This is a genomic window from Nonomuraea sp. NPDC004354, from assembly GCF_053602555.1.
Map to the genome: position 1 here is coordinate 883,736 of NZ_JBSGDV010000001.1, position 13,977 is coordinate 897,712.

The window sequence follows — 13,977 nt, forward strand, 5'->3', positions numbered from 1 at the left end:
GTCAGGAAATTTGACGTATGTTGTGGTAGCGCGTCGCCGGGTAGCTCACTGTCCATGGGAATCGATCCAAGGGACCTGTCGGAAGAGGACCTGCTCCGCGAGCTGCGGCAGCTCTACCAGACACGGATGCAGACGCTGTTGCACGGGCCGGACGACGCGCTCGCCCGCCACACCTCGCGGACCAACGAGCTGGAGAGCGAGTACCTGCGCCGCCATCCCGTGCGGGACATCGATCCGGGCCGGTTGCGGGAGGGAGCACGGCAGCGATGACGGAACCACACGACGTGCAGGCGCTGTCCGACACCGACCTGGCCGTCTACGAGGCCGTCGCCGCCATCGCGGTCGGTGGCGACGAGGCTCGGGTGGCCGAGGTGTCGAGGATGGCCGGACTGAGCGAGGACGAGACGCGGCGCAGCATGGCCAGGCTCGTCGCGATGGGGCAGGTGGTGCCCAGGGGCGAGGGCTTCGGCCTGGGTCGCCACGACTTCGGCCTCGAATACTGAACGATCACCCGCGGGGCTTCCCGCGGGTCTTGATCGCCTGTGGGATGTGCGGGATCGTGGCGGGAGACATCGCTCCGGCCATGGAGACGACATGCATCCTCCCCCAGCGGGCTACGGTGAAGGCGAGTGGCACCACGTTCCCCCGCCACTCCCGCACCGCCCGGCCCCCACATCGGGCACGGCCGTCGCCAGTCTCGTCTTCGGCGTTCTCGGGCTGGTCGGCAGCTGGTGCCTGTTCGGCGTCCCGTCGATCATCGCCATCGTCCTGGGCCACGTGGCCACCTCGAAGACCAAGCGCGGCCTGCGCCCGGGGCACGGCCTGGCCGTCGCGGGCCTCATCCTGGGCTACATCGTCGTCGTGCCCGCGCTGATCGTCACGCTGATCATCATCGCGAGCTCCGACGCCTCCTCGCTCGCCGGCTGGGTCAACGCCGTCCTCTCCTGGCTGGATTCCATGCTGAATTAGCCCACGTCCCGAAAAATCAGAACATCGGCTGGCAAAGCTGTGACAAGACCGTGGCCATGACCGCCCCGTGAGGGTAGGGCCCCTCCCGAGGGAACCGATCGGGGGACGCGGTGAGAGCACAGGTCATCGGCGGGCTTCTGGCCGTTGCCGGACTTGCCGTCGCATGCGGGACGGCGGGGCAGTCCGGGGAGACGGGGGGCGCCAGAGGCGGCACCGCCAGCGCGAGCGCCATCGGCACCGTCGAGCAGGGCTTCAAGATCGGCCTGCTGCTGCCGGAGTCCAAGACGGCCAGGTACGAGAAGTTCGACCGGCCGTACATCACCAACGACATCAAGGCCTTGTGCCCCAAGTGCGAGGTCGTCTACAACAACGCCAACCAGGACCCCAACCTGCAGCAGCAACAGGTCGACTCCATGCTGACCAACGGGGTGAAGGTGCTGATCCTGGACGCGGTGGACGCCAAGGCCATCGCCTCCTCCGTCTCCAAGGCCAAGAGCCAGGGCGCCATGGTGGTCGCCTACGACCGGCTGGCCGGCGGCCCCATCGACGCCTACACCTCCTTCGACAACCTGCAGGTCGGCAAGGCGCAGGGGCAGGCCCTGCTGGATGCGATCAAGGCGGGCGGCGACCCCAAGCGCGGGCCGATCGTCATGGTCAACGGCTCGCCCACCGATCCGAACGCGGGCGACTTCAAGAAGGGCGCCCACTCGGTGCTCGACGGCCAGGTCACCATCGGCAAGGAGTACGACACGCCCGACTGGAGCCCCGACCAGGCCAACACCGAGGCGGCGGGCGCGTTCACCGCGCTCGGCCCGAGCAACGTGATCGGCGTCTACGCGGCCAACGACGGCATGGCGGGCGGCATCGCGAGGGCCATGCAGAACGCGGGCGTCAAGCAGGGCACCCCGCTGACCGGCCAGGACGCCGAGCTGGCGGCCATCCAGCGGATCCTGCTCGGCACCCAGACGATGACGATCTACAAGCCGATCAGGCCGGAGGCGAAGAACGCCGCCCAGATGGCGATCGACGTCGGAACCGGCAAGCCCGTGCAGAGCACTGCCAAGGTGGACAACGGGGCGAACAACTCGATTCCCGCGCAGATCATCGCGCCCGTGGTCGTCATCAAGAGCAACATCAAGGACACCGTGATCAAGGACGGCTTCTGGACGGTCGCCGAGGTCTGCACCAGTGCCGTGAAGGTGGCCTGCGAAACGGCAGGAGTCACCTGAGATGGCCCCCGTCCTCGCCCTCGAGGGCATCTCCAAGCGGTTCGGCGCGGTCCAGGCGCTGACGGACGTCGATCTCGAAGTCAACGCCGGCGAGGTCGTCGCGCTGGTCGGCGACAACGGCGCCGGCAAGTCCACCATGATCAAGGTGATCGCGGGGGTGGGCCCGCCCGACGCCGGACGGATCACGTGGGAGGGACGGCAGGTCACCATCCACAGCCCCTCCGACGCGCAGGGGCTCGGCATCGCCACCGTCTACCAGGACCTGGCGCTGTGCGACAACCTCGACGTGGTCGGCAACCTGTTCCTCGGCAACGAGCTGACGACGGGCGGCGTCCTCGACGAGGTCGCGATGGAGAAGCGCTCCCGCAACCTGCTCCACACGCTGTCGATCAAGATCCCGAGCGTGCGGATCCCCGTGGCCTCGCTGTCCGGCGGACAGCGGCAGACGGTGGCCATCTCCCGCTCCCTGCTGGGCGAACCCAAGATCGTGCTGCTGGACGAGCCGACCGCCGCCCTCGGCGTCGAGCAGACCGCCCAGGTCCTCGACCTGGTCGAACGGCTGCGCGCCCAGGACCACGGCGTCATCTTCATCAGCCACAACATGGTCGACGTCATGGCCGTGGCCGACCGCGTCGCCGTACTCAGGCTCGGCCGCAACAACGGGGTCTTCGACGCCAAGGCCACCTCCCGGGAAGAGATCATCTCGGCGATCACCGGGGCCACCGACAACGCCGTGACCCGCCGGCAGAGGAGGCTCGGTGAGTGAATCCTCGATAGACCCGCGGCTGGTGGTCCGCGAGCAGGGCCTCACCGGCTATCTGGGCGAGTTCCAGCGGCGGGTGAAGGGCGGCGAGCTCGGCGCGCTGCCCGTCATCATCGGCCTGATCGTCATCTGGGCCGTGTTCCAGAGCCTGAACAGCCAGTTCCTGTCCTCCCAGAACCTGTCCAACCTCAGCGTCGACATCGTCCCGACCGGCCTGATCTCGGTGGGCATCGTGTTCGTGCTGCTGCTCGGCGAGATCGACCTGTCGGCGGGCGCGGTCAGCGGCGCCTGCGCGGCCGTCCTGGCGGTGCTCAACGTCAACCTCGGCATGAACCCGGTGCTGGCCATGGTGTGCGCCGTCGTCGTCGGCGCCGTGCTCGGCCTGATCCACGGCTTCTTCTTCGCCAAGATCGGGGTGCCCTCCTTCGTGGTCACGCTGGCGGGCTTCCTGGCCTGGACCGGTTTCCAGCTGTGGGTGCTCGGGCCCAACGGCACCATCAACCTGCCGAACGACGGCTTCATCGCCGGGCTGACCAGCACCTACTTCGCCTACGTGGTCGCCGCGTACGGCCTGGCCGCGGTGGCCGTGGCCGGCTTCCTGGTCGTCTCGCTGGTCGGCAACAACAGGCGCCGCGCGGCCGGGGTCCCGTCCAGGACGACGGGCGACATCGTCTTCCGCACGGTCGTGCTCGCGGTGGTGGCCTTCGGCGCGGCCTACATCCTCAACCTGTACAAGGGGCTCCCGCTCGCACTGCTGATCTTCCTGCTGGTGGTCGTCGGCACGGACTTCGTGCTGCGCCGTACGAGGTACGGACGCATGATCTTCGCGGTCGGCGGCAACATCGAGGCGGCCAGGCGGGCGGGCATCAGCGTGGCGCTCATCCGGATCTCGGTCTTCGTCATCTCGGGCTCGTTCGCGGCCCTCGGCGGCATCTTCGCCGCCTCCCGCATCTCGAGCGCCAGCCAGGCGACAGGGCAGAGCAACGTGCTGCTGATGGCGATCGCCGCGGCGGTCATCGGCGGCACCTCGCTGTTCGGCGGCCGGGGCACCACCTATTCGGCGCTGCTGGGCATGCTGGTCATCCAGTCGATCGCCTCGGGAATGGCGCTGCAGGGTGTCAGCAACGCCATCCAGTTCATGGTCACCGGAGCGGTACTGCTGGCCGCCGTGGTCATCGACTCGGTCTCCCGCCGGAGCCAGAAGGCGGCAGGGCGAGCGTAACGTGGGGTCATGAAAGCCGCCCTTCCCTTACAGCGCTTGACCGCCGGCGAGGCACGGGCCCGGTTCCGGGCGGGGGAGCGCACGCCCACGGCCGGCTGGTGCGAAGGCTGGACACAGGCCAACCTCATCGCCGTCCCCGACACCCTCGCCGGCGACCTGCGCCTGTTCGCCGAGCGCAACCCGCAGGCCTGCCCCGTGCTCGACGTCGGCGAGCCCGGCGCGACCAGCACCCGGATCTTCCCCGGCGACCTGCGCACCGATCTGCCCGGCTACCGGATCTACCGCGACGGCAGGCCGGTCGCCGACGTCGACGACGCCGTCGAGCACTGGCGCCCCGACCTCGTCGCCTTCCTCATCGGCTGCAGCTTCACCTTCGAAGCGGCCCTCATGCGGGCGGGCGTGCCCGTGCGGCATGTCGAGCTGGGCGTCAACGTCCCGATGTACCGCACGGCGGTGCTCTGCCGACCGGCGGGCGCGCTGCGCGGGCCGCTCGTGGTCTCCATGCGTCCCGTCCCCGAACACCTGGTGGCGACCGCGGTCGAGGTCAGCGGGCGCTACCCGCGGGTCCACGGCGCTCCGGTGCACGCCGGCGACCCCGCGGAGCTCGGCATCGCCGACCTGTCCCGGCCCGACCACGGCGACCCCGTCCCCGTACGGCCCGGCGAGGTGCCGCTCTTCTGGGCCTGCGGCGTCACCCCGCAGGAGGCCGTCATGGCCAGCGGCGTCGACTACGCCATCGGCCACCTGCCCGGCCACATGGCGATCACCGACCTTCGGGAGACCTAGCCGGCTACGTGGCCGGGCGGGTGGAGGCGCGGACCGGCTCGCCGCCGTCGACCAGCCGGTCGAGCGGGAGCGTCAGCGGTGCCGACGCCGGCCGGAGGAGGCCGCCTTCGCCGTGTTGGTCCGCCTGTTGCCGGCGGTGTTCGCGGCGGCCTTCACCCGGTCGGTCCGCCTGTTGTCGGCGGCCTTCACCTTGTTGGTCCGCCTGTTGCCGGCGGTGTTCGCGGCGGCACACCCGCCGCGCTGAGCTGCGCGCCCACGCTCGGCGCGCCCCGCCGGTTGTCGATCTCCAGATGCGGTACGGCCGGCGGCTCGTCCACCATGATCGCCTTCAGGTAGGCGTCGAACGCCGCCAGCTTGCCCTCGTCCCTGGCCAACCCCCTGGCGACGAGCCGCTCGCGCAGGGTGGCCCCGTCCGAGCGGACCCACACCAGCCTGACCGGGGGCCCGCCGAGCCGCTCGACCCAGTCGGCCCACAGCGCCGCCGAGTGCACCTGCGAGGTGAACGGGCCGTCGAGCAGCACGGGGCAGCCGTGCGCGCGGATCTGCCGGGCCAGCCGCGTCAGGCCCGCGTACTCGTGCCGCTTGACGTGCTCGTCGTACCACGGACCCTCACGCTCACCCCGCGGCCTGCCGTGCACCGACAGCAGTTCGGCGACGAAGTCGCCGTAGACGGCGTCCTTGTCCAGCAGCGCGGGGACCGGGTCGAGCCGCGCCAGCAGGGCGGCGGCGACGGTCGACTTGCCCGCGCCGGGCGGGCCGCTGATCACCCAGACAGGAACCACAAGGTCAGAGCGTACGCGGATCTGCGTACGCCGATGCCGCCCGCCTGCGGACGACCTCCCGCGCGATCATGGACAGACTCGGCGCATGCTCACCATCGTCCTGCGCGCCTTCTCGATCCCCGACCTGCGCAAGAAGCTGCTGTTCACGCTGGGCGTCATCGTGCTGTTCAGGCTGGGGCAGGTGCTGCCCGCGCCCGGCGTCGACATGGTGGCGGTGCAGCAGTGCCTGAGCGGCGCGCGCGGTGGATTCGTCGACCTGGTGCAGCTGTTCAGCGGCGGCGCGATGCTGAAGCTGTCGGTCTTCGCCCTCGGCGTCATGCCGTACATCACGGCCAGCATCATCATGCAGCTGATGGCGGTGCTCATCCCACGCCTGGACCAGCTCCGCAAGGAGGGGCAGAACGGACAGGTGAAGATCACGCAGTACACCAGGTACCTCACGGTGGCGCTGGCCGTCCTCAACGCCACGACCGTCGTCGCGCTGGCCCGCTCTGGAATGCTGCTGCCCGGCTGCACCCGCCCCGTGCTGCGCGAGACCGGCCCGCTCGCGCTCGCCGTACTGGTGGCCGTGCTCGTCGCGGGCACCTGCGTGGTGATGTGGCTCGGCGAGCGGATCACCGACAAGGGGATCGGCAGCGGCATGTCCATCCTGATGTTCACCCAGGTCGTCGCCGTCTTCCCGGCCTACATGTCGACGATGTTCGTGCTGAGCCCCTTCACCGCGGTGGTGATCCTCGTCTCGGGCCTGTTCCTCGTCGCGGCGGTCGTCTTCATGGAGCAGGCGCAGCGGCGCGTGCCCGTCCAGTACGCCAAGCGCATGGTCGGGCGACGGATGTACGGCGGAAGCAACACCTACATCCCGCTCAAGGTCAACCAGGCGGGCATCGCCCCGGTGATCTTCGCCTCGTCCCTCCTGTACATCCCCACCCTGGTCGGCGGCTCGGTGCCGTGGATCAGCCAGTACACGGCCGGCGACCACCCGCTCTACATGCTGGTCTACTTCCTGCTGATCGTGGGCTTCTCCTACTTCTACGTCTCCATCACCTTCAACCCGGCCGAGGTGGCCGACAACATGAAGCGCTACGGCGGCTTCGTGCCCGGGATCAGGCCCGGCCGGCCCACCGCCGAGTACCTGGACCACGTGCTGTCGCGACTGACCGCGCCCGGCGCCGTCTACCTGGGCGTGCTCGCGCTGCTGCCCCTGGTGGCCTTCGCGATCCTGCGCGACCCCTCGACGCAGCAGAACTATCCGTTCGGCGGGACGAGCGTGCTCATCATGGTGGGCGTCGGGCTCGACACCGTGAAGCAGATCGAGGCCCAGCTCCAGCAACGCAACTACGAGGGCCTCCTCAGGTGACCGCCGGTCCTGCGGCCGGGGCGGCGTGCCCCTTACGCCCCGGGAGAACCAGGCCGCCGACGCCGGCGAGACTCACCCGGAGGAGCCCCGCTCGTGCGGCTCACAGCTGAGCGCGCTTGCGTCGCTCTGGCGGGGAGGATCGGGCTTGCTTGGGGCGGTCAGGCGGGGAGGCTCAGGCCCGCCCGCATGGCGAACACCACGAGCTGGGCCCGGTCGCGCGCACCCAGCTTCACCATGGCCCTGCTCACGTGAGTCCGCACGGTGTCAGGGCTGATCACCAGCTCCCTGGCGATCTCGTCGTTCGACCTGCCGGTGGCCACCCACGCGGCCATCTCCCGCTCCCGAGGCGTCAACGTGTCGAGTCCGGCGACGGGCTCGGCCCCGCCCGTCCTGCCGAACAGGCCGATGACCTTGCGGGTGATGGCGGGTGACAGCAGCGCCTCGCCCGCCGCCACCACCCGGATCGCGCTGACCAGCTCGTCGGGAGCGCTGTCCTTGAGCAGGAACCCGCTCGCGCCCGCCTGCAGCGCGGCGAAGACGTACTCGTCGACCGCGAACGTCGTCACCACCACGATCCTGGTGTCCCGCACGTCCGGCTCGGCGGCGACGGCCCGCAGCACCTGCACGCCGTCCATGCCGGGCATCCTGATGTCGAGCAGCAGCACGTCAGGACGCTTCTCCCTGACCAGCGCCAGCGCCTGCCCGCCGTCGGCCGCCTCACCGACCAGCTCCAGGTCGGACTCCCTGGCGATGAGCGCCCTGAGCCCCATCCGCACGACCGCCTGATCGTCGGCGATCCCCACCCTGATCATCGCGTCCCGCCCCCGCCGAAACCACCCTCGACCGGGATAGCGGCATCCCGCCTCTCGCCGGGCTCGCGTTCGGCCGTGAGTACGGCATGCCGCGTCTTGCCGGGTTCGCGTTCGGCCGTGAGTACGGCATGCCGCGTCTTGCCGGGTTCGCGTTCGGCCGTGAGTACGGCATGCCGCGTCTTGCCGGGTTCGCGTTCGGCCGTGAGTACGGCATGCCGCGTCTCTCTGGGGCCACCTTCGCCCGGGGCCACGGCATGCCTGTCGGGAACGCCGCTGCCAGGGGTCACTGGGTCCAGCGTCGCGCCAGGAGCACCTTCGGCCCGGATCACGCGACGCCTCGCGGGAAGCGGGCGACCACGCTGAAGCCGCCGCCGTCCCTGGGGCCCGCGCTGAACTCGCCTCCCGCGGCCAGCACCCGCTCCCGCATGCCGGTCAGCCCCCTGCCCTCGCTCGACATGGAGGCCCCGCGCCCCCGGTCGGCCACCTCGAGCACGAACCCGCCGCGCCCGTCGTCGACCGCCTTCACCAGCGCGCTGGTCGGCCCCGCGTGCCTGATCACGTTCGTCAGGGACTCGCGGGCCACGCGGTAGACGGTGCCGCGCAGGTGAGAGGGCACGTCGGGCTCGGCAGGCTCGAGATCGACGGGCAGGCCCGCGGCCCGGACCCCGGCGACCAGGCCCGTCAGCTGGTCGTCGCCCTCCCGCGCATCGATCAGGTCGAGCGCGCCACGCAGGCCTGCCAGCGCCGCCAGGCTCGTCTCGCGGATCGCCCGCAGCGACTCCCTGGCCTGCTCGGGATTCTCCTCCAGGACCAGCAGCGCGAGCCCGGCCTGCATCGCGATGGTCGAGAAGCCGTGGCCTGCCGCGTCGTGCACCTCACCGGCGATCCTGGCCCGCTCCCGCGCCACCATCTCCGCCGCCAGGGCGCTCGCGGCGGTCCGGCCGTCGGTCGTCTTCGTGGCCGGGGCGCTCGTGGCGGTCCGGCCGTCGGTCGTGTCCGTGGGAAGGGAGTTCGCGGCTGCCTGGGTGCCGGCCGTCCCCGTCGCCAGGGCGCTGGCGGGGGTGCGGGTCGAATCGGCGGACAGGGGGCTCAAGGCGGGCCGCGTGTCGGCGGGTGCGGCCGGGGCCGGGGCCGGGAGCGAGGACTGCCACAGGGCGGCGGCGGGCGATCCGCTCGTGCCCAGTGCCGACCAGGCGTGCAGCCCGGCGGGGCGCGCGGAGCCGTCGAGGCCGGCGGCCCCGTCGGACAGGTCGCCGTAGCAGGCGGGGCGCGCCGAGAGGTCGAGACCCGCAGCCGCCTGGGACCCGTCGCCGTAGCACGCGGCGTGCGACGCGATGCCGGGCGCACCGGCGGTGTGGTGGCGGGCCTGATAAGCCGCCGCGTCGTGACCGGGGAGCAGGTGGGAGGCGCCGTGACGTGCCGCCCCGTCGTGAGTGCGGGGAACATCCGAGGTGCCGTGGCTCGACGTCAGGTCGTGTGTGTGGGGCGCAGGCGAGGCGCCGTGGCGTGCGGCCCCGTCGTGTGTCTGGGGCACAGGCGAGGTGCCGTGACGCGCCGCCCCGTCGTGTGTCTGGGGCACATGGGAGGTGCTGTGACGTGGCGCAGCGACGCGAGCGGTGGGGACGCCTGGCGTGCCGGGGTGGTCGGTCGAAGGCGCCGGCGGCGGGCTGTCGTGGTCGTAGGCGGCGGCCACCGCCGCGCGGGCCTGGGCCAGACCGCTCAGCGAGAGCGGCACCGCCAGCCACCCCGCCCACACCAGCATGACGACGGCGGGCATGTCGCCCATGCGGGCAGCACGGGAGGCCGCCGCGGACATGGACTCCCACAGGCGGCGGACAGGGCGTCGGTCCCGTGTCACCATTCCGCCCAGATCCTAACCAGTTTCGGTGTCCCCGCGATCGACCCTCCCGCGCCCTGAGCCCGGCGGCGCGGCGTGGTCCCGCCCGCGACGGGCGATCAGGCGTATTCGTCGTTGAGCCGCCACCACTCGTAGGGCGCGGTCTGCGGCCAGCCCTCGGGGGAGTCCTCCCAGCTCTCCTGCCTGCCGTACGGGGTCAGGTCGAGCAGGTTGAAGTCCATCCGCAGCCGGTCGGCGCCACGCGAGGTGGTGAAGTAGGTGCGGAAGACGCGCTCGCCGTCGCGCAGGAACACGCTGATGCCGAAGCCGTCACCCGTGCCGCAGTCGAGGTTGAACTGCGGGCCGGAGTACAGCGGCTGTCGCCAGTCGAGGCGCTGCCGTACCTTCTCCAGGTCCGCGTACGGCGAGCGTGAAACGACCGCCATGGCGGTGTCCCTGGCTCGCAGGTGCGCCAGGTTGGGGATGTTGTCGGTGAAGGACGCGCATCCCCGGCAGGGCAGGCCGTCCTTGTGCAGCGGCATGAAGTGGTAGACCACGAGCTGGCGGCGGCCCTCGAACAGGTCGAGCAGGCCGACCTTCCCCTCGGGGCCTTCGAAGACGTAGTCGGTGCCGAACTCCACCATCGGCAGGCGACGGCGCTTGGCGGCCAGCGCGTCGAGCAGCCGGGTGGCCGCCTTCTCCTCGACGAGCAACGCGTCGCGAGCCGCCTGCCACTCCTCGGCGGAGACGATCTTCGGAAGGTTCATGGTGGTTCCCCTCGTTTCGTCCTACTCCTAATTTAGGAGTAGACACTTAGATTAAACAAGAGGAAGCGGTATGCTGATCACGTGCGTAGCTATCAGGACCCGTGCGGGGTGGCCCGCGCGCTCGATCTCGTCGGCGAGCGATGGGCGCTCCTGGTGATCCGCGAGCTCATGCTCGGCCCCAAGCGCTTCACCGACCTCCACCGCGACCTGCCGGGCAGCAGCCAGAACGTGCTGTCCCAGCGGCTGCGGGAGCTGGAGACGGCCGGAGTCGTACGGCGGCGCAAGCTGCCGCTGCCCGCGGCCGTCTGGGTGTACGAGCTGACCGAGTGGGGGCTCGGGCTCGAACCGGTCCTGCTGCACCTGGGGCGCTGGGGCAGCCAGGCGCCCATCACGACCACCAACCAGCTCGGGGTCACGTCCCTGCTGATGGCGTTGAAGACGATGTACCTGCCCGGCACCGAGGCGGTCATCGAGCTGCGGACAGGGGAGGAGACCTTCCATGTGCAGGCGTCGCCCTCCGCTATCTCGGTCGGGCGGGGTGGCGCGGCAGTCCGTCCTGACGCGGTGCTGAAGGGGGAGGCGGGGGCGCTGGCCTCGGTGCTCCTCCAGCGCGGGGACCTCGGGGAGGCGGTCGCCACGGGGGTGCTGGAGATCGAGGGCGAGGAGGCGGCCGTGACCCGCCTGATCGCCCACCTCGCCGTCTCCGCCTGAGCAGCGCCTCCGCCTACGCACCGTCTCCGGCGGGACGCTGTCTCCGCCTGTGCACCGTCTCCGGCGGGACGCTGTCTCCACCTGTGCGCTGTCTCCGGCGGGGCGCTGTCTCCGCCTGAGCAGCGCCGGCGCCTGCGCGTCCTATCCGGCTGAGCCGCGGCTCCGCAGAGCGCGGCCGAGGTGCCGGTTTCGTGTTCGTGCGTGGCTGCGGGGGTGGAGCACCAGCCCGCCGCGGGCGCGCAGGCCGCAGGCGTAGGTGATCATGTCGTCGTCGAAAACCCTCGGGCGGCCGCCGAAGCGACCATGCTGGCGTGCCGAGGCCTGGCCCTCCAGGGATTTCTCCCGATTTACTCCTGGTTCGGGCGTTGTGGTTGCTGGGGGTCTCGGGATCGCGGTCGTGCCGGGCTCTGGGCGAGATGCTCGGGCAGGGGCCTCATCGGCGACTGGGGCTGTAGCCATCGGTGCGGGCATGGTCGTCTTGGGCGTGTGGTAGTCGGCGCACGGCGGCGGAGGCCAGCGGGAGGACGGCCGCGACGGCGTAGACGATGCCGGCGGCCGCAGCCACCTGGAAGCCGCCGAACCTGTCGGCGAGCAGTCCTACGCCCAACTGACCGACAGGGATCGCGATGTAGGACAGCAGGTCGTCGTAGGACGAGACGCGCGAGAGCACCTGCGCGGGGACGTGCTCCTGCAGCGAGGTTTCCCAGCCGACGGCGGCGACTGCGGATCCCAGTCCGGCGACGAAGGCGGCGGCGATCAGCCAGGAGGCGTGCAGGTGCGCACCGAGTGCGAGGAGGGGGAGCGCGCCGAGCGCGCTCATCAACTGGCCCAGCCGCAGCAGGTGCCTGACCACCAGCCGGTACATCAGCGCGCTCACCACCAGCATGCCGACACCGCGGGCGCTGAGCACGACCCCCCAGGTCTCCTCGCCGCTGAGCTGCTTGGTCAGTACGGGTCCCAGGATCTGCCAGGTGCCAACCTGCACCAGGTTGATCACGCAGCAGCACAGGGACACCGTCCACACCCAGCGAACGCGCCGAAACTCGGTCCAGCCGTCGCGGATGTCGGCCAGCATCCTGGAGGAGGGCCGCGGCGAGGTCGGAGCTGCGGCGAGGGACAATCGGGCGAGGAAGCCCGCCGCGAGGAGGTACGTCAGCGCGTCGAAGGCGATGGCGGGACCCCCACCGGCAGCCGCGACCGCGATCCCGGACAAGCTCGGTCCGAGGATCTTCGTGGTGTTCCTCGCGGATGCCAGCAGGGCGTTCGCCTGCCGTATCCGATCTACGGGGACAAGCTGGGGCACGATGCCGCGCAGCGCCGGCGTGGTGAACGCAGCGAGGACGCCGCTGAGGAACCCCAGGGCGGCCACCGGCGGCAGCGCGTACCTGTCGGTGAGCAGGAGGGCGGCGACGCCGCCCTGGGTGAGGGCCGAGCCCAGGTGGGCGGCCACCAGGACCGTTCGGCGCGGGATGCGGTCAGCGACGGCCCCGCCTATCAGGAGGAAGGCCAGCAGCGGCACCATGTGGGCGGCCAGGACGACACCGAGGTCGCTGGTGCTGCCCGATGCATCCAGGACCCCGAACGCCAGCGCGACCGGCGCCATGGAACTGCCCAGCAGGGACACCACGTGTGCGGAGAGGAACCAGCGGAAGTCGGTCAGTCGCATGAGGGTCGAGCGCATGGGCCGGGAGTCTGCAGGAGCACCGAAGCGGACACTATCGTTTCGGCAGGAGGCGAAAGATGATGCTGTTGCGGCTGAGCACCCTGGCCCTGTCGCGGTCCAGGTTCGCACTGTCCCCGCTCGCCGAGACGCTGGGGTCGATGATGGTGCTTGGCAAGCCCTGCACCGATCCGTGGCTGGCCTCCTGGCATGCCCGCCACCACGGCGCGTTTCGCGCCGCTCTCGAGGCGGACCCCTTCGCCGAGGGCCTGGTCAGGCTGCTGGGTTCGACCAAGTGGCTGCCGAGTCACGTCGTGATCCCGCCGGCGGGCGGCATGCACACCACCCTGCAGGACGAGCTCGCGCAGGTCACCCAGGCGCCCGACGAGGAGGTGCGCGCCGAGTTGGAGAAGTCGGTGGCGCACAGCTGGAAGCAGCACGATCTGGACTGGCTGACCGGACGAGCCTGGGCGGCCCGCACCGCCGACCTGCTCAAGTACACGTGGGAGGCCCATGTGGCCCCCGACTGGCCGCGCCGACGAGCACTACTGGAACGCGACGTCACCTACAGGGCGGGGCTGCTGGCCGCCTACGGCTGGCCGCGTGCTCTGCAGCGCATGAGCCGCCGCAGCGCCTGGGTCGGCGACGACGCCATCCGCTTCAGCGACCAGGACTCCCCGGACCGCGTCGTCGGCGATGAGGGCATGCTGTTCGTCCCGGTCGGCGTGATAAGCAGCGGCACGTGGCTGTGCGAGGCACCGCCGACGTCGTACGCACTGGTCTACCCGGCCCGCGGATCGGCCGACGGCGCGGCGCGAACTCGGCCCGCCCGGTCGCTGGAGCGGCTCATAGGTACCGGCCGCGCGGCCATCCTGCGCGAACTCGAACCCCCCGCGACCAGCAGCGAACTCGCCGCACATTTCGGTCTGTCGCTCGGCACCGTTGGCGGCCACCTGACCATCCTGCGCGATGCGGACCTCGTCGTCGGCACGCGGGTCGGTCGGCGCGTGGTCTACCGGCGCACCGAGACCGGTCACCTGCTCGCCGGCCGAGTGGGCGTCGGGGAGTGAGTCCGCCCGGGG

General features: G+C 71.0%; 15 protein-coding genes. 10 read left to right on the forward strand and 5 right to left on the reverse strand.

All coding sequences use genetic code 11. From position 1 onward, the window contains the following. Positions 1-54 precede the first annotated feature (54 nt). The 7 genes from ACWENQ_RS04090 (at position 55) to ACWENQ_RS04120 (ending at position 4,969) form a co-directional block, all read left to right on the forward strand. A complete protein-coding gene (locus tag ACWENQ_RS04090) occupies positions 55-270 on the forward strand; it encodes a DUF6158 family protein (RefSeq protein WP_354913091.1) in 216 nt (71 codons plus the stop codon). Continuing rightward, positions 267-503, forward strand: a complete 237-nt coding sequence (locus ACWENQ_RS04095) for a hypothetical protein (protein ID WP_449916425.1) — start codon at positions 267-269, stop codon at positions 501-503. Before ACWENQ_RS04090 ends, ACWENQ_RS04095 begins: the two co-directional genes overlap by 4 nt. Positions 504-594: 91 nt before the next feature. Next, positions 595-969 carry a DUF4190 domain-containing protein gene (locus ACWENQ_RS04100; RefSeq protein WP_449916424.1) on the forward strand — a complete coding sequence of 125 codons (375 nt, stop codon included), beginning with the start codon at positions 595-597 and terminating at the stop codon, positions 967-969. 110 nt (positions 970-1,079) lie between these two features. Further along, the gene (locus ACWENQ_RS04105; RefSeq protein ID WP_449916422.1) at positions 1,080-2,198 is read left to right on the forward strand and encodes a sugar ABC transporter substrate-binding protein; all 1,119 of its coding nucleotides are present in this window, start codon (positions 1,080-1,082) and stop codon (positions 2,196-2,198) included. 1 nt (position 2,199) lies between these two features. Continuing rightward, entirely contained in the window at positions 2,200-2,964 is a 765-nt protein-coding gene (locus ACWENQ_RS04110) for an ATP-binding cassette domain-containing protein (RefSeq protein WP_354913084.1), read from the forward strand. Then, positions 2,957-4,183: a sugar ABC transporter permease gene (locus tag ACWENQ_RS04115; protein WP_449916419.1), complete on the forward strand. Its 1,227-nt coding sequence runs from the start codon at positions 2,957-2,959 to the stop codon at positions 4,181-4,183. Before ACWENQ_RS04110 ends, ACWENQ_RS04115 begins: the two co-directional genes overlap by 8 nt. A 9-nt stretch (positions 4,184-4,192) precedes the next feature. After that, positions 4,193-4,969, forward strand: a complete 777-nt coding sequence (locus ACWENQ_RS04120) for a putative hydro-lyase (RefSeq protein WP_452412833.1) — start codon at positions 4,193-4,195, stop codon at positions 4,967-4,969. A 185-nt stretch (positions 4,970-5,154) separates the two neighbouring features. On the opposite strand, the gene ACWENQ_RS04125 is transcribed toward ACWENQ_RS04120, so the two are convergent. Next, positions 5,155-5,751, reverse strand: a complete 597-nt coding sequence (locus tag ACWENQ_RS04125; protein ID WP_452412834.1) for an AAA family ATPase — start codon at positions 5,749-5,751, stop codon at positions 5,155-5,157. A gap of 85 nt (positions 5,752-5,836) precedes the next feature. Between ACWENQ_RS04125 and secY the strand changes: the two genes are divergently transcribed. Beyond that, entirely contained in the window at positions 5,837-7,108 is a 1,272-nt protein-coding gene (secY, locus tag ACWENQ_RS04130; RefSeq protein ID WP_452412835.1) for a preprotein translocase subunit SecY, read from the forward strand. Positions 7,109-7,266: 158 nt separating this feature from the next. Here the strand turns inward: secY and ACWENQ_RS04135 are convergent, their stop codons facing one another. From ACWENQ_RS04135 to ACWENQ_RS04145, 3 genes are all read right to left on the reverse strand, one after another. Further along, positions 7,267-7,920: a response regulator gene (locus tag ACWENQ_RS04135; protein WP_452412836.1), complete on the reverse strand. Its 654-nt coding sequence runs from the start codon at positions 7,918-7,920 to the stop codon at positions 7,267-7,269. A 325-nt stretch (positions 7,921-8,245) separates the two neighbouring features. Further along, positions 8,246-9,706 (reverse strand): histidine kinase, encoded by a 1,461-nt coding sequence (locus ACWENQ_RS04140; RefSeq protein ID WP_452412837.1) that lies wholly within the window; start codon positions 9,704-9,706, stop codon positions 8,246-8,248. Positions 9,707-9,876: 170 nt separating this feature from the next. Then, positions 9,877-10,524 carry a DUF899 domain-containing protein gene (locus ACWENQ_RS04145; protein WP_449916407.1) on the reverse strand — a complete coding sequence of 216 codons (648 nt, stop codon included), beginning with the start codon at positions 10,522-10,524 and terminating at the stop codon, positions 9,877-9,879. Between the two features lie 81 nt (positions 10,525-10,605). On the opposite strand from ACWENQ_RS04145, the gene ACWENQ_RS04150 reads away from it, so the two are divergent. Further along, complete coding sequence (locus tag ACWENQ_RS04150; protein ID WP_452412838.1) at positions 10,606-11,235, forward strand: winged helix-turn-helix transcriptional regulator; 630 nt, start codon at positions 10,606-10,608, stop codon at positions 11,233-11,235. A 433-nt stretch (positions 11,236-11,668) separates the two neighbouring features. Here ACWENQ_RS04150 and ACWENQ_RS04155 read toward each other — a convergent pair whose 3' ends face one another. After that, positions 11,669-12,916, reverse strand: a complete 1,248-nt coding sequence (locus ACWENQ_RS04155; protein WP_449916404.1) for an MFS transporter — start codon at positions 12,914-12,916, stop codon at positions 11,669-11,671. 59 nt (positions 12,917-12,975) lie between these two features. Between ACWENQ_RS04155 and ACWENQ_RS04160 the strand changes: the two genes are divergently transcribed. Beyond that, positions 12,976-13,965 (forward strand): helix-turn-helix domain-containing protein, encoded by a 990-nt coding sequence (locus tag ACWENQ_RS04160; RefSeq protein ID WP_452412839.1) that lies wholly within the window; start codon positions 12,976-12,978, stop codon positions 13,963-13,965. The last annotated feature ends 12 nt before the right edge of the window (positions 13,966-13,977 follow it).